The following is a 23,223-nucleotide window of genomic DNA, read 5'->3' on the forward strand; positions in this document are numbered from 1 at the left end:
ATGGACTTTGGATATTGACAGAATCAAACTTTATTGATAATCAAATATATTTTTTAATAGCCAGTTCATTATTGTTGGTATTCCTTTGGCCTGTTAATTATTTAAGGACTTACATATATAACGATGCAATAGTATTTAAAGAATTAGGATTTCGACCAAGGCTTGTAAGAGGGATTGGAATTGCATTTGAAAATTTACATCATTTTCGGTATTTCAGGATCGTATTTAATCTATACTATTTTGTTTTTTACCGGACTAATGGAAAGACTATAAGAAAAGTCATGAGCTTTTCTGATGATAAGCTTATTGAGATTTCTAAAATTCTAAATGAGAAGATAAAAAACAAATAAAAGCTAGCAGAAGCTCCCTACCCTATAAAAACCGAATAATGAAACATTTAATAATAATACTTCTAGTTTTTTTCTCATGTAATGCCAAGGCTAAATACAGACCCTTGAAATTATATGAAATGGTAATAAAAGCAGATAAAATTGTATATGGAACAATTTCTGAACTAGATTCGACCACCTTAACTTTGAAAATTGAAGGAAGTTTGACAAATGATTCGGGAACTTTAAAAATTGAAAGATTCGAAGATTGGACTTGTGCCTCTAGATGGACGGAATACAAAATAGGTCAAAGAGTGTTTCTGTTTCTAACATCCTGGAAAGGGAAACTAATTGCCATGAGTGCTGGAAATGAGGGCGAACTTCCAATTGTAAAGAATTCTGTGTTTCTAAATGGATTTTCAGTTCCTGTTCCACCCCCACCAATTCCCTTGCGTGAAATTGAAATTAACGATGAGAATTTAGGTTTTAAGCTTGAACATTATAACATATATGGAGATCGGTTTTTCGGCACTAAATTCAAATTAGATAAGTTTATTAAAGACATATCTTTTATTAGAAAGTATTTTGATTTTGAATATGGTACAGACCGAGAGTTAACAAATTGGAAAATAAAGTGTGAACCAGCCAAAATTGAACAACGAGCAAAAGAATCAGATCTAATTATATGTGTTTATTTATTATCTCAAATGAAATAAAAACTCACTGCTAAACAAGCTTGCAGTAGTATAAATAAAACGATAAACATTGAGAACTAAACTAACAATTCTATTCATTTTATTAATTCTGGTTAAATTGTCATTTGGACAGATTACCATTACCGGTAATGTTCTGAATGAGGAAGACTGGAAAGGCTTACCTGGAGTATGGATTAATGAAGTCGGTACATCAAACACTGTAACAGCTGATTTAAACGGAGATTATAAAATTACTGTTAGTGATACTACAAGCTTCTTGGAATTTAGTTTTATAGGCTTTTTAACTCGGAAAGTGCCTATCAATGGACAAACTGTAGTTAACACATCACTTAAAACATATACTATTTATGAGGCATGGAATCAAAGAATTGGATTATATGCCCTTTCGGGCATTAGAAAAACTCCATTGGGAGGAAGGTTTGAATTTAGAACTCCGATAATTAGCACTTTTGCTATTAAATTTCAATTAGACTATTTGACAGATTTTGACCGCAATAAAAAAATTGATATAAATTTTAGTTTGTCTCAATATCGATTTCAGATTGCACCAAGTACATGGTTATATGGTCATGTTGATTTTAATTATCGAAAGTTGAATATGCAAAACAGTATTGATATGGTTTCATATTCCATAGAAAACCATGCAAGATTATATAACCACAACATTATTCTTGGTTTGGGTAAGATTTCATATTCTCCTGAAAATTTGGATAAGCATTCAGAATATGGATTAATAGCAGGTTACAAGAAAGAAATTCCGAAATTGGATTTTTTAAGCTTAACCTACAAGATGGGATTTTACAAAGATAAATTTGAATATTTTTTTCAAATGGATAAACGTTTTAAAAGAGTTAAGACTTTTATGACTTATAATAAAATTGGTGACTATGAAGAGATAATGCTAGGTATTGGATTTGAATTAACTTACTTTTTTAAATATCAAAAAGATGCACTTAAATACACAACACAATAAGTACCTCTTGCCAAAAAAGTAAATCGAGAGTTCTAATTTTAGTTAACCAGTTGAATGTAACGTTTCCAAAACAAAAGAAAATATGAAATATTTCACTTTTACAATTTTATTACTTTTCATGTTCTCATGTTCTGAACCAAAAGAACTTCAACAAATAGATCTTGCAGTTAACCAAAAGATAATCGATAGATTCTCGAGTTATGATTCTAAACTCTGGGATGATTTAGAAACTGAGTTTTATCAGCGCTTAGAAAACTTAAATTTGATGAATTCGAAAAGTGATAGTCTGCAGGCTCTTAAGAACTTGATGACTTATGTAACAACAATGGGATATCCAGATGAATTTTATGTGGATTTAAAAAATCCACGAAATGTAACATTGATTAATAACCTACAAAAAATTGGTTTTAAACAAGATGATGAATCAGCTAATGAGTTCCTGTATGATTTGATTAGTCCAATTCTTAAGGAGTATAAAAAATTCGAAGAACTTTCGAATACTCCAAGAGATATGCTTATTGCTTTTGGTACATCAAACCCTGATTCAATTAGAATTAGTTTCGACTTGTCAACGCTTGATTTTAGCGAAAATTATGAAACCAATGATTTGAAAAGACCTGGATTGTATAAAAGTCTTCTGATCTTTTATTTTAGTAGAATGATATCTGAAAATAGATAAGCTCCTGCTAACACAACCCTAGGATAATTAACTCCGGTAAACATAGTAAGCCAAAAACTTATGATATGATGAAATACTTAATCAACATAGCCATTCTTCTAATAGGCATTGTATTCGGAATTACCATTACAAAACATTTTTGGGGAGTGAATCAACTCAATTCAGAAATTGATTTGATCAAAAAGGAGAAATCTGAATTAATAGAAATCATTAACGACAATTCCAAAATTCTACAACTACTAAACAATTATGATCTGACTGAAGCTGACAGTGAACAAATAAAAATTGAGCTTGATGGTTTGATCTCTGATATAAAACAAAAGCAGAATGCGGGTTACTCATGTGGATATAGAATTATTGATATAGAAGCCGATTCGAGCATTAATGCTATAGACACCGTTTTTTCAAGACATACTTTCATTGTTCAAGAATATGGGATAGCATGGGATTATATTATCCCACAAAATTAAACTGTGCTCAAAACACTCATATCCAATTAATCAAACCACGCAACCATCTGAAAATGATTTCATCTTACCAATAAATTCTAACAATAATCAAACAAAATGAAAACACTAAACCAATCCCTCCTACTTATCTTATTAATTCTATCTGTAGCCTGCGACAATAACAATCCTGGTGGATACAAGTACAATACAGGTAGTCTTCCTGAAACTCCTGTTAATTTGGAAGATTTTAATACCGAGTACGATGATTACAATTCTACAGCACCTACAATTGATAACCTGATTCCATTCTGCTTTTCGACCAATAGAAATAGCCAGGGAAATGATTTTGATGTAATCTATCAACCAATGAGTGTGAATTTCGACAAAACCACAGGAGAATTAACTGTAAGTAACGAAACCTCACACTGGGGAACATTTAAGGAAGTATATGGCGTTATTAATATTGGTGTTGATCAAATAAAAACCTCCGGAAATGAATTTGGCCCTAACCTTATCATCACACGTGACTTTAACGATACTTATTTCTCGCTTTTGTATGCAAGCGATGTTTCGGGCGATTTTCAGATCAATTTTATTTCTAACCATAGCGAAGCGAACTTTGGCGATCCCAAGGAAGTATCATTTCTGAACTCTGAATTTGATGATCTGTATCCTTGTTTCAATTCCGACAATACCAAGATTTACTTCTGCTCGAATCGAGAGGAAGACAATTTTGATTTTTATTCGGTTAATGTAGACCCTGAAATAGATTTGGAAACTCTTTTATCAGATGATACAATGCACGAAGTCAATAAAGTGGAAGCACTTTCGAGCACAGCAGATGACAAGTGTCCATTTATTTTTGGTAACAAAATGGTTTTTGCCTCGAACCGAGAAGGTGGCTTTGGAGGATACGATTTGTACTACTGTAATTATGAAAACGGGAAATGGAGTCAGCCTATCAACTTTGGAGAAGGCATTAATTCGGAATTCGACGAATATCGTCCCATATTGATTGATGAAGGAGTTAGCTACACGCAAAGCATGATGGTATTTTCATCGAACAGAACTGGAGGAAAAGGAGGATTTGATTTGTATTTTGTAGGTATCGACTACGAATATATACATTGGTAAAATCAACTAAAATATTATTTCATGCCCAGACCAAAAACAAAAGAAGAACTGCTAAATGCCAGTTGCGAAAACTATTCAAAATTGTTTTCTTTAATAGATTCATTAACCGATGAAGAACAACAAAAAGAGTTTATGTTCGAGGATAGAGACCGTAATGTTAGGGATGTATTGGTGCACCTTTATGAATGGCAAATTTTGTTGCTAAACTGGGTTCAATCCAATCAATCGGGAACAACAGCAAAGTTTTTACCCGATAATTACAATTGGAAAACTTATCCAGACATGAATGTAAAAATATGGGAAAGGCATCAGGAAACTGATTATGAAAAAGCCATTACCCTTTTGAATCAAACTCATAAAAAATGCATGGATTTGATTGACTCATTTACCGAAGAAGAACTGTTTACCAAGAAATATTTTCAGTGGACAGGTTCAACCAGTTTAGGCAGTTACTGTGTTTCTTCAACATCGAGTCATTACGATTGGGCGATTAAAAAAATAAAAAAACACAAAAAATTGATCAAATTATAAATGAAGAAACAACTCAACATACTACTTGCCTCTCTTGTGCTTTTGTGCTCGTGCAAAGGACAAGAATCAGTAATCGACAATAGCGTGGTTAAGGATTTGAACATTGATCGCTACCTGGGAAAATGGTATGAAATTGCTCGCTTCGATCACAGTTTCGAAAGAGGATTGGTAGGGGTTACTGCCGAATATTCCATGCGTGAGGATGGAAAAATAAAGGTTGTAAACTCGGGATACAAAGAAAGCCTAGATGGAGAGAGATCGGAAGCCATTGGCAAAGCCAAGATTCCCAACCCAAACATTCCTTCCAAATTAAAGGTTTCCTTCTTCTGGATTTTTTATGGGGATTATTTTGTACTGGAATTGGATGAAGAGTACCAATGGGCCATTGTTGGCAGCAATACAGATAAATATTTGTGGATACTATCAAGAAAGCCACAAATGGACGATCAATTATATCTCGAACTATTGAATAATCTACAAGCAAGAGGTTACGACACCAGCAAATTGATAAAAGTAGAACAACGAAAGGAATAAAATGAATTACATATCCCCCTCCTATTATTTCGACTTTGAAAGTGATGTGATTCAAAAGCTCATATCTGAGTTTAAAAATGAACGCTTTTCTAATAAAGAAAAGGCTATTGGAATGTATTTAAAAGTGCGCGACAATTGGAGGTATGATCCTTACACCATCAGTTTGGCTAAGGAGAGCTTTAGAGCTAGTGTTATTGCACAAAAGTCCACTGGTAACTGTGTAGAAAAATCGATATTGCTTATTGCATGTTTGCGTGCATTGGGTTTACCTGCCAGATTGCATTTGGGAAAGGTGAAAAATCATATTGCAGTGGAACGACTTACCGAAAAATATGGAAGCAACGAGCTTACACCTCACGGTATGCTAAATGTTTACCTGAACAACAAATGGTTGAAGCTATCGCCAGCTTTTAATAAAAGTCTGTGTGAGAAGTTTAAGGTAGCTCCCCTTGATTTCGATGGTGAAAACAATTCATTTCTACAGCAATTTAATAGCGAAGGAAATCTTTTTATGGAATACACGGCTGACTATGGACATTTTGAGGATGTTCCTCTGGAATTTATGAAAAAAAATATAAAAGAGCACTATCCTCATATCTTTAATACGGGTGAAGATATTATTGAGTTTAGGCTATGAGTATTATTATAAGTTTCCATTAAAGATGAAATACAACTACTTTTTATTAATTCTGTGTTTAGCCTGTGTATGTTGTCAACAGAAAGATCCAAACAAAATAATCATTAAACCAGGAGTAGGTTTAGATGATTTTACTTTTGAACACTCAACACCTGATGATATATTCAACTATAAAGGCTTATTTTACAGTGTAGAATCTGGCCAAGGTCATATAGATGGATATAATTTCTATTGCTATTACAATTGGACTAAATACATTTATGAAGAGTTGGGAATTACTTTTACTTATTCAACTCAATGTGTAGAAGATCCTGATACCTTGAAAAAAGAATTTGTAAATATTAGCCTTATCAATACCCCTAATGCTTACTTGACAAATGGCATTAAAATTGGAAAATCTACTTATGATGATGTTGTTATGGAATTTGGCAAACCATCTCCAGATTGGTTTAATGAATGTTTTCTTAGTTATGATTCTCCAAAAATAGATTTCAGATTTAATGAAAATGGTGTTTTATATTGTGTAAAAATATTCCGAGAAGATAAGAAATGAGAGTACTTTAACGATCGTAAATCAACAATTACAATAATAAAAACAGATATCCTAAAAAACTTTATGACCAAAGTTAAACTCCAATCCTTCGAAATTTCAGCAATTGTTATTACCGTATTGGCCAAATTCCTGTTCATGGATTATTTAAATTGGCGATTTCCTTTCGTTTTGAGCGCAACCTTTTTATGGTGTGCATACATTTGGTACCGAAGGAAGAACAACAAGAAAATATTAAAATACTGGGGATTTAGAACCGATAATTTTAGAAGCGTTTTAAAAGTGGTGCTCCCCTTTGGCCTTACTGCAGTAATCGCTTTTTTTATAATTGGTGGCATTCAAGGAACCATTAATGCAACATGGCATATTATACCTGTTCTGTTGTTTTATCCACTATGGGGCAGCATACAACAATTTTTATTGATTGGTTTGGTGGCAGGAAATCTGTACGACAATCCCAATCGCAAACTCAACAAGCACATTATTGTTCTGTTCGCAGCTACCCTATTCGCCTTGGTTCACTATCCTGAATACTGGTTGATAGGTGGTACTTTTATTCTTGCAATATTCTATGGCTACGTATATTTAAAAGAGAAAAACTTGTATGTGCTGGGAATTTTTCATGGTTGGTTAGGGGCTTTGTTCTATTACACGGTATTAGACAGTGATCCTTTTTATGAAATATTTGGGAACTTGTTGAATTTGTAGAATAATCAGAATGAGAAAAATTATCCTTAACATTCTTTTGGGAAGCTTGCTTTGCTCTTGTTCCTATAAGAATATCTATACTCTTAAAGAATTTCATGTAAATCCATTGCAGTCAGAATATCATTCAGGATACTCAGAATACACAGCTGACAAATACAAAATTCAGTTGAAGTACCTGAACAGAAATGAAAATAAAATTGACTTTGAGGCAATCATCACAAACACCTCTAAGGATACCATTTTTATTGATCCAAGTTTGTTTTACTACAAAGGATATCGAAAAACTGAAATTAGCTCATACAACCATATTCAAACTTATTCTTGCTTCAACTCAGATAGTTTATTGCAAAAGGCATTCGAGGTAAAACAAAAGTTAAGTCATGCAAAAAACCCATATACTTCGGACAATTACTCTACTTCATCTATTATTACAGAAGCCTTGGTTGCTGGATTGTTTGAGGCCATTTCGGGATCAGAGAATGACGAAGACGACTACGAATCTCATGAAGAAATGGAAGCCAAGTGGGAAAAAGAGCGTATTCAAGCATTAAAACACTGCGAAGAAACCATTGACTACCTTCAGAACGAAGCCATTTTAAATACAAGTCTGGCGCCAAACGAAATGGTAAAAGGTAAATTACGTTTCACACTGATATTAAAAGCAAAAAGGGTGAAGTTTTATTTTCCTGTGGGCGGATGTCATACCTCATCCCTAGGTTTTAATCAAGAAGCATTTCACCAACAGAACCTATAAGTGTATTCACCCTGACTCTATTTAGCAATTGGTATATATTTGGGTCACATACGATTAAAAAAGCCACAAACTCTATAATAGTTTGTGGCTTTTTTAATGCAATAATCAAATTTAATATGCCGTCAGATTAATAGAAATCAGAAAATCGGCAAACATGCTATTGGTTTGATTTTCATACCCAAAGCGAACACCAAAGTCTACAGGAGCAGAAAACCTTAATACATGCAAATCGGATCTTAACTCAACACCACCTGAGAAATAGTCTTTTTTAAATGAGAAAATATCTCCTTCTTCATTTTCCTGATTTCTTTTTACGTATCCATAATCCACAAAGGCATTCATTTTAATGCGCTTAAAATAGGCCAAAGGCCCCAAGTTCCAATCCGGATAAAAAAGAGGCATTGCATAATCTGCCCCTACTGTTGCAGTGTGTTTTCCATATAAATCGCTCATCCCTCTTGGACTCTTAATCATATTCGAAAAGAGAATCTCATTTAACGAACGGTACTGATAGCCTCCATACAATTTAATTCCATGATGTTTTACCAATCCTGGGAAATACAAATACCCCTCTGCCGACCAGGTATTGCCAAGATCTCTATCGCCCCAAGGAGTATCACGGTAGTTCAATTCCAATATTTGAGCCCATTGGTATTGTACATCTCTTGGCGCTGTTTTGGCAATATTGTATCCAAACAATTGGTATTCCATAATCTGTCGACTAAAGGACTCATCACCGAAATCATATTCACCTATTCCAAGAGTGTTATTAGCTGTAGTTCTTAAGGCTACAGTATTTAAATCGGCAAACTTTACCATATTATAGGTAAGTTTCGGAATTAACTTTCGCGTGTATTGCCCCGATGACAAATTAAACGGCAAGCTAATGCTGTTCTCCCATTCCCATTGTTTCCATCCGGTATTAACCAACAAGGTATCCATCTGCTCTGGTTGCAGGCGCTGTGCTATGGTGGCATAAGTCGTATTTCTATCGCCTATGGTGAATTTTGAGTCTAATATAGGAAACCATCCTCTGTATGAGAGATTGGCATAAAACTGTCCATTATCAAATCCTTCCTCCTTCTTATATCCAATTGTCGTTAACAAAGTACTCAACTTGTTCTGACTGGCAACGGAAACACCTATATCTGCTTTCCCATCAATTCCATCAACAAACATCGGTGCCCAGGAATGAAAATTGAACAAATTGGCCAATTTCGAATAGTTCTTTACCTCAAATCGATCGAGATTGGTGGTATCAGCATTCAACTTTTCCCCCAATTGATTGGACAGTTGTTCAGCCAATGGGTATTGATTAAAGTCGCCCTTCCACTCCTTCCATTTTGCTTTATTGATAGTCGCCTTTGCCAAAAGGTAACCATCTGAGGTATAATCAGAATAGTACAAATTCTTATTCGCATCCACGTATGCATCTCTGGCTCCAAATCGTGATGAAGTTACCTGGTACACTTTCTTAGTAATTAAATCAAGTGCGAACACATTATCTATGCCTGTGAATGATCCATTAAAATACAGATACTCTCCATACGGTACAGGACGTGACATGTCTGCATATCCAGAACTAAAAAGTCCTTCTCTCTCCTGAGTCTTCAAGTTTAGTTTCACAATCTGCTTTCCTTGATTATTCAAAACAATTAGAGCTAAATTCTCATCATCGATAAATTGAGGCGTTTGAAAATACTCGTTTTTACCTGCAGCAATTCTTTGTTTAATTAATCCTGTTTCATGATCAATTATCACAAGACTATTATCTCCCTTCTGGTCTGACGAAACGGCAACTATTTCACTTGCGTCCTTATTAAATGCCGGAGCAAACAAAGACTTCTTGAAACGGTGCGTTTTCTTCTGTTTTGATTTGGTATTGAAGGTCACCAAAACACTCTTCTCTGCATGTTCCCAACGAATGTTCTGTTTTGATTCTGCCCATAGCAAGTATCTATTTCTATAATCAAAGTTGATATTTGACAAATATCCTGGCACCAAAATCTTATCAGTCTTGCCATTAACATCCAATTGTTCAAAACACAAAGCATCCGATAAACCATGCTTCAAGTAGATCAAATCACCTTGCTCGCTTACATGTGGAATTCTTTTGCTGGTAAAGTATTTTTCTCTATCGCTCACCAATTGATATGCTGACTTGTCAGTTTCAGCATCTTGTTTCTTCCACTCCCAAACTAACTCTTGCATGGTATCGAAATACAGTAATAGCTTTCCATCGGTATACTTTTTCGCTCCTTGAACCTTCTCCCAATCTACATCTTCTGCTTTTCCATATTTCTTTTGAAGTTCAAGCTTAACTTGCTTTCTATTTTCCGATAAACTTTTCTTTATTCCATTAGAGAAACTAACTATTCCCAATGGATGTCGCGCTACATTCGTTAAAGTTTGATCCCAAATTTTATCTCCATAATTGGCTCTTGCCTTACCCACCAAATAGTAGCCCAACTTGTATCTATCTGTCACATAATTCTTATAAGATCCATTCACTGCTTTATCGTACGAAAACTCACCTTTCTCTAATAGTTGAGCTCTTAATTCCTGCTCAAACTCTGGTGACCTTCCTCTTCCCGACTCACTCATACTGGTCTCCAAACAAACTGCATCACCTTCCAGAAACCAAGGAGGTAAATACATGCCAACTACAACAGCTGTCGCCTGCTGTCCAAACACATAATTTAATACTCTCGTAAATCCTTGTTCTATTTTATCCAATTGCACTACATGTCGGAACTCATGAGTAGCTAAATGGTCTAACCAAATTTGTGCATCATTATCCTGGGAAGAAGTGGTATAAAGCTCCATTCGTTTGGGAGCCCAAGCCACTAACCCGTTTGAGTTAGTTGTATGAGTATGTAATATCACCGAAAATTTCTTTGGTACTCGATCTAAACTCTTCCCTCCTTTGTGCAACAAATCCTCAAACAAAGCTGCAATATAGCGTGCCTTATCTTCTGATTCTTGTGGAAAAATAATTTGAAATTCCTCGGTATTAATCTGTTTCCATTTAATTGAGGCAGGATCTTGCCCTGCAATAAAATATTGCGAATGTCCTGAAACAAATAACAGAACAAAACACACTAGAAATGCCAATCTTTTAATCATAAATAGCCATTTTATTTTGAAAGCCTTAAAATACCAAACTAATACACTGTAAACAAAATTAATTTACAGATGTTTTTAATTAACATTAAATGATATCTCGTTTTCCATTTGCAAAAGTCGATTTCAATGCAGACCTTTGCCTCCTTAATTATAGATTGAAAAACGGTATCTGAATAGATAAAAATTATGGGTAAAATTGTAATTAAAACACCGGAACAAATCGAAGGAATTCGAAAAAGTTCACAGTTAGCCGGAAACACATTAAAATATATTAGCAATTACGTTGAGGAAGGTGTATCCACTCACTATCTTGATAAATTAATTGAAGAGTATATCCGTGATAACGGAGCAATTCCAGCTCCTTTAAACTATCATGGTTTTCCAAAGTCATGTTGTATCTCTCTTAATGATGTAATCTGTCATGGTATTCCTGATGAAAAAACCATTTTAAAGCCGGGAGATATTCTTAACATTGATGTTACCACCATTCTTGATGGCTATTATGGCGATACAAGTACAATGTTTACCATTGGCGATATTACCGACCAAGCTGCAAGATTAGTAGAAGATACGGAACATGCTCTATACCTAGGAATTGAACAAGTAAGACCTGGTAACTATTTTGGTAATATCGGTTTTATGATTGGACGTTATGCTCAAGCAAAAAAATACAGTGTAGTGTATGAGTTCTGTGGACATGGTATTGGATTAGAGTTCCATGAAGATCCTCAAGTAGAACATATCGCTCCAAGAAATTCAGGTCCTAAAATGAAAGAAGGAATGGTTTTCACAATCGAGCCAATGATCAATTTGGGTAAAGCAAGAGCTGTTGTTGATGAAAATGATGGTTGGACTGCCAGAACAGTAGACAAGAAATTATCTGCTCAATTCGAACACACCATTTTGGTAACAAAAGATGGGTACGAAATTTTAACTGATGTAGGTGATTACGAAATCTTCAGATAAAGAAATTTCCCACTTATTGGAATATAGACCGTCTTAAATAAAATTTGGGACGGTTATTTTTTTTCACTTTCGCAATGAAAGAATTTGTATTAATTTAGCTCATCACTAAACTTTAAACTATGAAGAACGTTGCAGTTCTATTGGCAGGCGGAAGCGGTAAGAGAATGGGAACTTCACTCCCAAAGCAATTTTTAAATATTGGGGATAAGCCAATTATTCAACACTCTATTGAGGCATTTGAAAACCACCCCAATATCGATGAAATCTGTATTATTATTAATGCAGACTATCACAAAGAAATCAACGATTTGGTAACTGGCAACAATTACAGTAAAGTAAGATATGTATTAAGTGGTGGTAAAGAAAGAAGTGATTCCAGCCTTGCTGCAATCAAAGCATATGAACAAGAACAAAATGTATATCTGATTTTTCATGACGCTGTCCGTCCATTCGTTTCTTCTCGCATTATTAGTGATGTAATTAGTGCATTGACGGCTGGAAAATCAGTAGCTGTTGCAATTCCAACTACCGATACCATCTTCTGTTTGAATCAAAATGAAACCATAAAATCCGTTCCCAACAGAAACTTGTTAAGAAGGGCTCAAACTCCACAAGCATTTTCATACAAAACCATTAAAAATGCCTATGACATCGCAATGAGTGATTCCAATTTTGTGGCAACTGATGATTGTGGTGTTGTTTTAAAATATCTACCTAAAGAAGCTATTCACATTGTAGATGGAGATGAATCCAATATCAAAATCACCTTTGAACAAGATTTGCTGCAAGGCGCACAAATTGTTGATAAAAAGTAAGTATTAAAAAATTATCAAACTATAAGTGCATAAAAGGCTTGATTGCACAATACAATCAAGCCTTTTTTAATAATATTTCAATTTTATAGTTTCAAGATTTTAACAAACTATTTTTTACCCTTTATTAGGGCTTTAAATTTATGCTTTCTGTAGATCTTCTCTTTGTGCTTTTTATCGAATTGAACCAAAAGTTGAACAGCTTTATTTTCGTCCTGATTATTTAATTGAGCATACTGTCTTGCAATAATTTCAAGCTCATCTTTAGAGGCCCATAACTGCGCAAAATTTCTTAATCCTTTTAGATAATCAATTTTCTCAAATCTTAATCTATTAATATCTACTATAGAAAAATCATATTTGTCATTTTCTAATTTTGTAACCAATACATTTCCTCTTGAATAATCTAAATGATGAATACCCATTTTATGCAACTTATTATAGGTATAGGTAGCAAACTGTTTCAGGATATTCTCTTTATCTGGAAATTCATAACCTATTAAATCTCTAACAGTAAAATCATATTTATGATGTACCGACACATAATAACTTCTATTAAAAAGACCTCTTTTTAATGTTTCAAAAAAAGCAATCGGCGTTGGAGTATTGGCTCCTCTTCTTAAAATTTCAATTCCATATTCGTAGGAGTGTTTTGCTTTCGATCCCCTTAGCCATGCATAAGCCAGTTTATTTATGAAGTTTGGTATTTTAAACGATTTAACATTTAGCCTTACTCCTTCATTGTCAAAAACCTTAATTTCGTTGCGCCCTTTATAAATTGAAGTGCCTTCACTTTCAAAAATATGAGGTAAATCTTTAACAAAATCCTCAACAAACCCATACTCAGGATTAACTGCGTAACGCTTTTTTTTATCCAAAATCATTTTTACTTCTGCTTTTCAAGTTCCGGCAACAATTCCTTAATCTTATGTGCTACACGTTCTCCAGCCTTTCCATCAAGAGATTCAAACATTCTTTCGTTTGCTATCTGTTGAGCATCTCTTCTTTCATTTGCATTCTCGTATGCATATTCCAACATTTCGCCTAAGTCGTCTTGCGAATCAATTTGGAAACTAATGGAACTAATTATTTCGCGTACCTCGGGAACAGTTCTCCTAACAACAGGTACTTTAAATGTAATAATTGGCTTATACAAAGCACACATTTCAGACAATATCGAACTGGTGTCACCAACACAAATATCTGCAATCATGATATATGGCGTCACATTCTGTGTATCTATATACTTTACGCCCGGTGTTTCTTTTATAGTAATTCTATACTTCTCGGAAGTCCAAACATGAAGAGTTACAAGAACATTGTATTTCTCCGTATAATCTTCTAAATGATCGTACCATTTTTGTACCGCAGACATTTCAGATCCATCCCATGTAGATGAAAACAGGATTGTTTTCTTGTTTTCATCTAATTCTAATTTCTGTTTTAAATCATTTAAAACTTCTTCTGAATAAGTTCCATTATACGCATCATCCATTTTAGGATATCCCAAACCCACTCCAGAAACAATTCCAATCGCCTTCGCCTCCTCAACTTCTTTAGAGCTGGTAAAATGAAATTGATCGAACATATTATGTCCTTTTACATTTGCAAAAGGCTTAAAATGGTATGCTCCATGATTAACTCCAATCTTTACAATTTTAGGTTCCGGAAATAAATAACAAGCTTGTCTGCACATAATCACTCCCTTTGGAAACACAGGCATCATTCTAGCTTTTATTCCTTTTTCCAATAGTTTCTTTTGTATGCTTCTATTCTTAGCTACAATTGGTATCGATTTCAAATGCCTTTGCACATTTTTAAATATTTCCAAATCCAACTCATTCGCACAGAAAAATACAACCTCTTTTCTTTTCTTGAATAAATTTAGAATGTTCCAAACCAATCTATAAGGAAACTTAATCACATAATAAGATAAAACCATTCATTAAGCTATTTAGTTGTTATTTCCTTTTTTCGATAACAATCCCTTTTTCAATAATTTGATTTGAAATCCAATATTATCATTCAAATATTTTCCATTATCAACAGCTAGACTTGTTGACAGTTCGAATGGAAATTTTTTCCATTTCGGAAATATAAGCTCCAGCATATAGGATTGCTGAGAAAGACCATTAGGATAGCTATAATTTTTAGAATAGTTTTCTTCTAAATTACCTTGCCCATCATTAACAAGTTGAGGAGTTCCAAAATTATCCGAAAACGTTAATAAGGTTTTATATTTGACCTTTCCTATTGTACCTGTAATACCAAAATGATGAGCTACAACGGCATTATTGCTTATACCATTTACTATACCATCTTCATAAGAAGGTGTAAATAAAGGCATGCCAATTGTTCTTTTGTGACTAGTCCATCCAGATCTGAATATACCATTTGAAAAATATCTATCAAAACCAATAACAGGTTCAACAGGATGATTTGGTCGAATTATATAGCCTCCTTGATCCTTGGTATAATAGTACTCATAAATAAAAGATGATATCAGCTTAGAGTTTTTCAACTTCAAATAGAAAGTAAGATTCCAATCCTTTACATCTTTTATATGTCTAAAATCTCCCGACTTATCCTCATAAATATTCTTCAAGCTTAACACACTTTCTATTTTTTGTGAAGAATATGCCAACTCGAAAGTATTTTGTCCTATGTGATTTCCTGATTTGTTATAGCTCTCTGAAATTGATTCATTGCCATCATCATCTACCAAAACTTTTCCTTCTCTTACCAAAACTGCATCCATAAAAGCATCAAATCCACCTAAATTACCCCATTTAGGAGATTCTCCCCCCCATTGCACATAGTGATCTAAACCAACTGTAAATGACAATCCTTGTTTTTTACCTATTCTCAGGAAAGCAGTCTTGTGATGAACATTTGCATTATCAACATATCTATCATCCAGCATGATTCCATTGGAAAAGCTTCCTTTAATCCATAACCACTTATTTGAGAAAGGTACAGCAATGAAATCATTTAGTTGGATTTTTACTTCCGGATACATTCGAGCATTACCAGAGTAAAGCATATCCCCATTGGTAAGAGACAATCCATCAAATTTAACTGCTCTGTGTTGCATTCCAACATTAATCCCAATTTGTCTCCAATCTGCAGACACATATAATTCATCGATGAAAAAATCACTGGATTTTCCTTGACTACCAACCAAGGATGTTCCATAATTAAAATCTATTTTCTTTGAATTATTCGTAGGTGTACTGTGAATTCTAAAATTTAATGTTCCATTATTTTCATCTGGATAAATACCATATTTATTTGTTACCAACCAAAATGGCAAATTACTTTCCGAAGAAAATTGAGTAGATAATTCTGCCTCATAATTTACTTTTTTATTTTGAGCTACAAGTGTTTGACAAACAAACACAAAAAACAATACTAATCCCCTATACTTCATTTTAATTATATGTGTTTTTTACAAATGATTTTACAATTTCTTTTATTGATACCGATCCAATCTCATCCAATGGAATATCTCCTGGTTTATAAAATTCAAAAGAGGAAATATCATCTTCAGCCTTAATATTTTTAAAAGATTCTATTCGACAAATAAAAGCCAAATCTGTTGTAAATACCGATAATCCTCCAAAAACATATTCATTAGGAAATGACATAAAATATTTCATCTCTTCAATTTTCAAATTCAACTCCTCTCTAATTTCTCTTTGAACAGCATTTTCAACAGTTTCCATAACATCAACAAAACCTCCTGGCAAATCCAACTTGCCTAATTGTGGTTCAATTGCACGACGAGTTAACAACAGCTCACCTTTCTCATTTACAATTAAAGCTGCAACTGCAGCCGCCGAGTTAATATAGAGGTGAAATGAACATGAACCGCACAAAAAGGAATTGTCCCTATTATAAACAAACTCTTTACTTCCACATTTTGGGCAATATTGAATAACTTTTTCCGGAAATGTAGGTGCCATACCTTTACGATTTAGTGAATCAAATTTTATTCAAGAATAATGAAACGACAAAGCTAACTTAATGTTATCTGAATGCCAATAATTAACTGTTTAATTTTAGAATATTCCTTTTGAGAACGATAAAACCATTGACATATTATCGTATTTTTTTTATTTGGATTCATCCCAAATTAGCTTCTAAATCGATTGCAATGCTTTGTTTATTTCAAAAACTTATTACTTTTAGTGCCGAAGCAAATACGATGGGTATGGCCAAGCTTGATATTTTTATCCTGACTAAAAAAAGAGCTTGTATCTTATTCAAATCAAATGGTCGCTAATTTTACTTGAACAAGGTATTCAGACCTCCCCATTAATTTTGATTCTAACCCAAATACCATATATAAAAAAAGGCATTTCAATAAGAAATGCCTTTTTTATTTAGTAACCAATTGCCCTACTATCTTTATGCCTTAAGGTATCAGGAGCTCCGACCAATGATCCATCTTCATTTATAACTATATTAGCCATCATTCCAATTCTGGATTGTTCCTGAATAGCATGACCTAAATTTTGCAATTCATTTTTAACTGTAGGCGAAATTGCTCCTGCTTCTACATATACTTTGTCGGGTAACCATTGTGAATGGATTCTTGGAGCATTAACACATTCTTGAGCATTCATTTTAAATTCGACAGCATTAATAATATTTTGAAACACTGAAGTAATAATTGTTGAACCTCCCGGCGAACCAGTTACCATAAATAGCTTGTCATTTTTCTCAACAATTGTTGGTGTCATACTACTAAGCATTCGTTTTTCCGGTTCAATGGCATTGGCTTTTCCGCCTACCAAACCAAATTGATTTGGAACGCCTGGTTTAATGCTAAAGTCGTCCATTTCATTGTTTAAAAAGAAGCCTCCTCCTTTAACAATTACCTTACTTCCATAATTCCCGTTTAAAGTAGTAGTTACAGAAACGGCATTTCCCCATTTATCGACCACCGAAAAATGGGTTGTTTCAAAACTTTCAATAACTTCTACATTACCCGCTTTTATATCTTGTGAGTCAGACTTGCCATTCATATCAATATTGGAATATCTATTCGTTAAATATTCATCGCTTAACAGCTTTTCTTTGGGAATAGAACAATAATCCGGATCTCCCAGCCAAGTTGCTCTATCGGCATACACTCTTCTTTCCAGTTCAACCATTAAATGAATATGTTCTAATGAGCCGAACTGATATTGTCCTAAATTAAACTCTTCGGCTCCCTTTAAAAGTTGCATTAAGGCTATTCCTCCACTTGATGGTGGTGGCATGGAAATAACTTTACAATCGCGATATTTTCCAATAAGAGCAGGACGCCAAACAGATTCATATCCCAACAAATCTTCTTTTGAGATCAAGCCTTTTCCCCTTTGCATTTCAGAAATGATAAGTTCAGCTGTTTCTCCATCGTAAAACCCATTTCTACCTTGATTCTTGATACGTACCAATACATTTTCTAATTGTGGATTCTTAATCAGTTCACCAGTTTTAAATTCTGTATCTTTTATATAGCAACAGTTGTTTTTACCAGCATTTACCTTATTAATTCTCTCACGATAGGCATTTAGCTTGTCTGCTTCCAGTTTAGTTAGTCTTACTCCATTTTTTGCTAAATCTATAGCTGGTTGTATTAATTTCTCCCATGTCAGGCTTCCATATTTTTGGTGCAATTTTACCATTCCATCAACACTACCTGGAACTCCAACAGCCAAATGTCCTGTCTGACTTAATCCTTCAATAACATTCCCATTTTCATCTAGATACATTGACTCATTAGCTGCTTTAGGTGCTTTTTCACGAAAATCGAGACTTTCGGATTCACCTTTTGCAGTTCGAATTACAGCAAATCCTCCTCCCGCAATATTTCCTGCTCTTGGATAAACAACAGCCAATGCAAACTGAACTGCTACTGCCGCATCGAAAGCATTACCTCCTTGTTCAAGGATATCAGAGCCTACTTCGGATGCAAATAAATTTGCTGTTACAACTACTCCGTTTTTATATGTATTATTTTTTTGAACAAACTGCTTGTGATTACAAGCTATTAAAAAGAGTGTAGCCAAAGCCACTGAGAGAGTTTTTTTTAGATTCATTAGATTAGTGTTTGGTATTTCTAAAAACAAAGGGATAAATTTATGTATATAAAAAAGAGCTTGCAAGTGCAAACTCTTTAAAATTCTAATCCGTCCACAATTTGCTATCCTGATTTATATACCATGTTTTTCCTGAAGCAGCTTGAATTGAAATTAAAAACTGTTTGCTCGTTGTTTCAATTAAAATTGTATAGTTTGAAGTTATTTTGTTAAAATATTTACCATACTTCTTATACATTTTCTTCTCTAGATTATAAAGTCTGATCAATTCTATTTTAGCTTGGTAATCTTCATCTATTCTCGGAGTTAGTTCTTTTGTTCCAACTATTTCGTCGGTAAACTCAACATATCCCCAAGTTTCAGGCTGATGCATTGCTATTGCACCCTGTGGTGACCAAACCCAATTATGTTCTGGATTCGTTTTTCCTGTCTCAGGATTTAATTTCTTTGCATACTTTCCATCTTTAATCTCAATATCCCAATTTACTCGCGAGAAGTTAACTCTCCACTGTTCGCCAGTTTTTGGTTTTCTTTTCTGATAAGCACATTCTTTTAAAACCTTCCATGGGAAAGCAATTTCAACAGTCCACTTTTTGTCCTTATCATTAGGATTATTTAATGTCCCATAGATCTTAACCGCTGATTTTTCCCCATTAATATCCCATGCGTTAATGGCTGGTGCACCATCTCGATATGGCTTAACAAGCATCAAATCCCAAATGGTATTTAAAGCGTTTATTTCAAATTCGTAATACAAATGATTATCTCCTTGTGGGTCGATAAAAACTTCAAAATCATTATCGTAAAAAATAACTGTATCACGTTGTTTTAGTTTAGCCCAAATATGAGGCTCTTGCAATTCGGCAGCTATATAGAAATAGTTTTCATCCCACAGCATTTTAACCCTTGTTTTGTATTTAGGTTTTGGCTTTTTATCTCCCTCAATATCTACAAATTTATTGGTCCATTTGGCCTTACTCCACTCCTCATCAGATACCAATCCATCAATAGTAATATCAGCTCCCGTCCTATAACAAATATAAGATTCGGGATAATCTTGTGCACTTACACAAAAAGTCAACAAAATCAAAAATAAGGTAACAAAACTCTTCATAACAATACTTTTTAATGGATTTTCCCATAAAAGTAATGAATAATTTAAGCAAAGAGGAATCCTTATGTCCAAGCAAAAAGTGCATGAATAACATATTAACTACATATCATTAAGACTAAACTGGTTTAGTTTTAATTTTCTATTTTTGAAATTGTATTAAAAGAAAAATTATCATGCTAGATATACTTTACAAACGAAGAAGTGTAAGAAGGTTTACTACCCAAGAAGTAGAAGAGGAAAAGATTGACAGAATTCTGGAAGCAGGCTTATTGGCTCCATCATCGAAAAGCAAATACCCATGCGAATTTATTGTATGTGATCAGTCAGAGCTTAATCTAAAGCTATCGGAAAGCAAACCAGGCGGTGCAAGTTTTCTTAAATATGCCCCAATATCGATAGTAATAACAGGTGACGAAGAAAAAAGCGATGTATGGATTGAAGATACTTCAATTGCTGCTGCATACATGTTATTACAAGCCGAAAAGGAAGACTTAGGAGCTACATGGGTGCAAATAAGAGGTCGTGAGCATAACGATAATTCCTCAGCCGAAGAGTATATTCAAGATTTATTAGGCATTCCAAAAAACCAAAAAATTCTAGCAATTATTGGCATAGGGCATAAAGATGGAGTTAAGGAAGGTAGAGATGAATCGTTTCTAAAAAGAGAAAAAATTCATCGAAATCATTTCTAATGATATTCTGAAAAAGAATTTAAAGCTTGTGAAGAATATAACTTCACAAGCTTTTTTTGTTTCCCCCCTTTTGTAAATAGAAATCACTTTACAATGTGTATGAATTTTCATTTAAATTAATTATTTTGAGTTCTTAAAATTCTTACTGCATGGGACGTAAAACACACTTATTTTTTCTTCTACTCTCATTTCTTATTATTCTTTCTTGCTCAAGAAAAGAATATGACATTCTTACTTACAAAGAGAGGCAATGGTTAGAAGAACACCCCAATGTTTCCATTGCAGTATCATCAGTTTTTCCTCCATTTCAATACACAGATGAAGAAGGCAAATCAATTGGAATCTCCATAGATATTCTTTCATTACTTGAAACAAAACTTGATTATAAATTTAAAAAGGTACTATATTCCAATTGGAAAGAAATACTTCAGGCAGGATACAATAAGAATGTTGATGTAATTTTAGAAATTCAAGAAACTCCTGATAGAAGAAAGCACTTCTTTTTTACCGAACCATTTATCTCAATCCCACATGTTATTTTCATGAGAAATGACGCCCCTGAAGAGGTTCAATTGGGAGACCTGGAAAATGTTGATGTTGGAGTGGTAGACAATTATGCAATACAGGAACATCTTAAAGTAATGTATCCTGAAATAAATTTGGTTCCCTTTAAAAGTGATTTGGAATGCTTGCTTAAATTATCAGCAAAAAAAATAGATGTGATAATTACACAACAGGGGTATGGCATTCAAATTATTCACAACCAATTAATTCCAAATATTAAAATTGTTGGCGATGCTGGTTACGACAACAAACTTGGCTTTGCAATCAGAAATGATCAACCTATGTTGGCCAGGATAATTTCAAAGGGTTTGTCCAAAATAAGTCCAAAGGAACAAAGTCAAATTTACAACCATTACATCCAAATTAATTCGAGACCATTCTGGCAGAAAACAGTTTTTTGGGGAAGCTTGGTTACAATTCTGTCGGCATTAGCTTTTGGCTTATTTTTTATGTGGGTTTGGAATAAAACCCTAAGAAAAAGTGTTGCCAAACAAACAAAGGAATTAAAAAAAGCAAAAGAAAAAGCCGAAGAAAGCAACACTCTAAAAAGCTCATTTCTAGCCAATATGTCTCATGAAATAAGAACTCCTCTAAATGCTATCCAAGGATTTTCGGAGCTTTTAACATCAAAGGATTTAAATCAAGAAAAAACTGATTTATTTGCTAATATTATTAGAACAAATTGTAATGATTTAACACACTTAATTGATGAGATTTTAGATTTATCTATTATAGAGTCTGGTCAAATTAATTTAAATCATAAAGAATTTAATGTGGTCAAACTCATCAAAAACTTGGTTGAAATTCAAACCCAAAATATTCCTAAAAAGAAGAAAGACCTTGAAATTAGATTTGTCAATCAATTAAACACGGATGTGTTTATAATTACAGCAGATCAATTAAGAATAAAACAGATCTTTAACAACTTAATAGAAAACGCAATAAAATTTACCGAAAGTGGAACCATTACCGTTTATGCAAGTTACAATAATGATAGTGAATTAATTTTCTGTGTAGAAGACACAGGCATAGGCATCGAACCATCGTCCTTAAACTATATTTTCGATAGGTTCCGTAAAATAGAAATTGATACAACGGTTCTGTATAGAGGCTCTGGATTAGGTTTAAATATCTGTAAAAAACTATTACAGATTATGGATGGACAAATCTGGGTAAAATCAACATATGGGGAAGGCTCTTCATTCTATTTCACCCTCCCCATACGATAGATTTTTTATTTAGAATGTCTTGTTTCCAATAAGGCAACAACTTGCTCTAAACTATATCCTTTTGCCGATAACAATACAAGGTAGTGAAACATTAAATCAGCTGCCTCACCCATAAATAAATCTTCATTATCATCTTTGGCTTCAATTACCAACTCAACAGCTTCCTCACCTACTTTCTGTGCAATTTTGTTGATCCCTTTTTGGAACAAACTTGCCGTGTAAGATTTCTCTGATAAATTCTTCTTTCTTTCTGTAATTACCTGCTGCAATTGTAAAAGAAAATCGATAGAACTTGCCTCATTAGCTTCTTCCCAACAAGTATCTGTTCCTTTGTGACAAACAGGTCCAACAGGATCAACCTTTATTAATAGTGTATCCTTATCGCAATCTAAACTTAGGTCTTTTAGGTTTAGAAAATTTCCACTCTCCTCTCCTTTGGTCCACAATCTTTGTTTGCTTCTACTGTAAAAAGTTACCTTTCCCGATTCAATAGTCTTTTCATACGACTCTTTATTCATGTAACCCAACATCAATACTTTTTGGGATTTTACATCTTGTATAATGGCAGGAACCAAGCCATCACCTTTATTAAAATCAATTTGGTTTGTTAGATCTTTAAAATTCATTTTTTTGATAT

The 23,223-nt window shown here is 33.7% G+C and carries 23 protein-coding genes; 15 read left to right on the forward strand and 8 right to left on the reverse strand.

The annotated features are described in order from the left end of the window. Positions 1-388: 388 nt before the first annotated feature. The 11 genes from DF185_RS02235 to DF185_RS02285 all read left to right on the forward strand — a co-directional run bounded on the left by DF185_RS02235 (position 389) and on the right by DF185_RS02285 (position 7,994). A complete protein-coding gene (locus DF185_RS02235) occupies positions 389-1,045 on the forward strand; it encodes a hypothetical protein (RefSeq protein WP_133249935.1) in 657 nt (218 codons plus the stop codon). Between the two features lie 49 nt (positions 1,046-1,094). Next, positions 1,095-2,018 (forward strand): carboxypeptidase-like regulatory domain-containing protein, encoded by a 924-nt coding sequence (locus DF185_RS02240; protein WP_110359092.1) that lies wholly within the window; start codon positions 1,095-1,097, stop codon positions 2,016-2,018. A gap of 82 nt (positions 2,019-2,100) precedes the next feature. Next, entirely contained in the window at positions 2,101-2,697 is a 597-nt protein-coding gene (locus DF185_RS02245) for a hypothetical protein (RefSeq protein WP_133249936.1), read from the forward strand. A gap of 65 nt (positions 2,698-2,762) precedes the next feature. After that, positions 2,763-3,167: a hypothetical protein gene (locus DF185_RS02250; RefSeq protein WP_110359094.1), complete on the forward strand. Its 405-nt coding sequence runs from the start codon at positions 2,763-2,765 to the stop codon at positions 3,165-3,167. A 96-nt stretch (positions 3,168-3,263) separates the two neighbouring features. Continuing rightward, the gene (locus tag DF185_RS02255; protein WP_110359095.1) at positions 3,264-4,280 is read left to right on the forward strand and encodes a TolB family protein; all 1,017 of its coding nucleotides are present in this window, start codon (positions 3,264-3,266) and stop codon (positions 4,278-4,280) included. Between the two features lie 21 nt (positions 4,281-4,301). Then, positions 4,302-4,811 (forward strand): ClbS/DfsB family four-helix bundle protein, encoded by a 510-nt coding sequence (locus DF185_RS02260; protein WP_110359096.1) that lies wholly within the window; start codon positions 4,302-4,304, stop codon positions 4,809-4,811. Further along, positions 4,812-5,345, forward strand: coding sequence for a lipocalin family protein (locus tag DF185_RS02265; RefSeq protein ID WP_110359097.1), 534 nt, complete (start codon positions 4,812-4,814; stop codon positions 5,343-5,345). 1 nt (position 5,346) lies between these two features. After that, positions 5,347-5,982: a transglutaminase-like domain-containing protein gene (locus DF185_RS02270; RefSeq protein WP_110359098.1), complete on the forward strand. Its 636-nt coding sequence runs from the start codon at positions 5,347-5,349 to the stop codon at positions 5,980-5,982. Positions 5,983-6,007: 25 nt separating this feature from the next. Then, a complete protein-coding gene (locus DF185_RS02275) occupies positions 6,008-6,535 on the forward strand; it encodes a hypothetical protein (protein WP_110359099.1) in 528 nt (175 codons plus the stop codon). A 63-nt stretch (positions 6,536-6,598) separates the two neighbouring features. Beyond that, a complete protein-coding gene (locus DF185_RS02280; protein ID WP_110359100.1) occupies positions 6,599-7,240 on the forward strand; it encodes a CPBP family intramembrane glutamic endopeptidase in 642 nt (213 codons plus the stop codon). Positions 7,241-7,250: 10 nt separating this feature from the next. Further along, positions 7,251-7,994, forward strand: a complete 744-nt coding sequence (locus DF185_RS02285) for a hypothetical protein (RefSeq protein WP_110359101.1) — start codon at positions 7,251-7,253, stop codon at positions 7,992-7,994. Between the two features lie 111 nt (positions 7,995-8,105). Here DF185_RS02285 and DF185_RS02290 read toward each other — a convergent pair whose 3' ends face one another. Next, positions 8,106-11,120, reverse strand: coding sequence for a hypothetical protein (locus DF185_RS02290; RefSeq protein ID WP_110359102.1), 3,015 nt, complete (start codon positions 11,118-11,120; stop codon positions 8,106-8,108). Between the two features lie 186 nt (positions 11,121-11,306). Between DF185_RS02290 and map the strand changes: the two genes are divergently transcribed. Both map and ispD read left to right on the forward strand, forming a co-directional pair. Then, on the forward strand, positions 11,307-12,086 hold the full coding sequence (map, locus tag DF185_RS02295) for a type I methionyl aminopeptidase (protein ID WP_110359103.1): 780 nt from the start codon (positions 11,307-11,309) through the stop codon (positions 12,084-12,086). 119 nt (positions 12,087-12,205) lie between these two features. Continuing rightward, positions 12,206-12,901: a 2-C-methyl-D-erythritol 4-phosphate cytidylyltransferase gene (ispD, locus tag DF185_RS02300; protein ID WP_110359104.1), complete on the forward strand. Its 696-nt coding sequence runs from the start codon at positions 12,206-12,208 to the stop codon at positions 12,899-12,901. A gap of 107 nt (positions 12,902-13,008) precedes the next feature. Here the strand turns inward: ispD and DF185_RS02305 are convergent, their stop codons facing one another. The 6 genes from DF185_RS02305 to DF185_RS02330 all read right to left on the reverse strand — a co-directional run bounded on the left by DF185_RS02305 (position 13,009) and on the right by DF185_RS02330 (position 20,101). Then, positions 13,009-13,782: a hypothetical protein gene (locus DF185_RS02305; RefSeq protein ID WP_110359105.1), complete on the reverse strand. Its 774-nt coding sequence runs from the start codon at positions 13,780-13,782 to the stop codon at positions 13,009-13,011. Positions 13,783-13,784: 2 nt separating this feature from the next. Next, entirely contained in the window at positions 13,785-14,840 is a 1,056-nt protein-coding gene (locus tag DF185_RS02310) for a CDP-glycerol glycerophosphotransferase family protein (protein WP_110359106.1), read from the reverse strand. Positions 14,841-14,852: 12 nt separating this feature from the next. Then, positions 14,853-16,328: a capsule assembly Wzi family protein gene (locus DF185_RS02315; RefSeq protein ID WP_110359107.1), complete on the reverse strand. Its 1,476-nt coding sequence runs from the start codon at positions 16,326-16,328 to the stop codon at positions 14,853-14,855. 1 nt (position 16,329) lies between these two features. Further along, positions 16,330-16,863 carry an NUDIX hydrolase gene (locus tag DF185_RS02320; protein WP_110359108.1) on the reverse strand — a complete coding sequence of 178 codons (534 nt, stop codon included), beginning with the start codon at positions 16,861-16,863 and terminating at the stop codon, positions 16,330-16,332. Positions 16,864-17,283: 420 nt separating this feature from the next. Beyond that, a complete protein-coding gene (ggt, locus tag DF185_RS02325) occupies positions 17,284-18,987 on the reverse strand; it encodes a gamma-glutamyltransferase (RefSeq protein WP_110359109.1) in 1,704 nt (567 codons plus the stop codon). Positions 18,988-19,072: 85 nt separating this feature from the next. Continuing rightward, entirely contained in the window at positions 19,073-20,101 is a 1,029-nt protein-coding gene (locus DF185_RS02330; RefSeq protein ID WP_110359110.1) for a carbohydrate-binding family 9-like protein, read from the reverse strand. A 173-nt stretch (positions 20,102-20,274) separates the two neighbouring features. Between DF185_RS02330 and DF185_RS02335 the strand changes: the two genes are divergently transcribed. Then, positions 20,275-20,793, forward strand: a complete 519-nt coding sequence (locus DF185_RS02335) for a nitroreductase family protein (protein WP_110359111.1) — start codon at positions 20,275-20,277, stop codon at positions 20,791-20,793. A gap of 149 nt (positions 20,794-20,942) precedes the next feature. After that, positions 20,943-22,586 carry an ATP-binding protein gene (locus DF185_RS02340; protein WP_110359112.1) on the forward strand — a complete coding sequence of 548 codons (1,644 nt, stop codon included), beginning with the start codon at positions 20,943-20,945 and terminating at the stop codon, positions 22,584-22,586. A gap of 5 nt (positions 22,587-22,591) precedes the next feature. Here the strand turns inward: DF185_RS02340 and hisIE are convergent, their stop codons facing one another. Next, on the reverse strand, positions 22,592-23,212 hold the full coding sequence (hisIE, locus tag DF185_RS02345; protein ID WP_110359113.1) for a bifunctional phosphoribosyl-AMP cyclohydrolase/phosphoribosyl-ATP diphosphatase HisIE: 621 nt from the start codon (positions 23,210-23,212) through the stop codon (positions 22,592-22,594). Positions 23,213-23,223: the final 11 nt, after the last annotated feature.

The sequence above is a fragment of the Marinifilum breve genome (assembly GCF_003202155.1).
Classification (GTDB): domain Bacteria; phylum Bacteroidota; class Bacteroidia; order Bacteroidales; family Marinifilaceae; genus Marinifilum; species Marinifilum breve.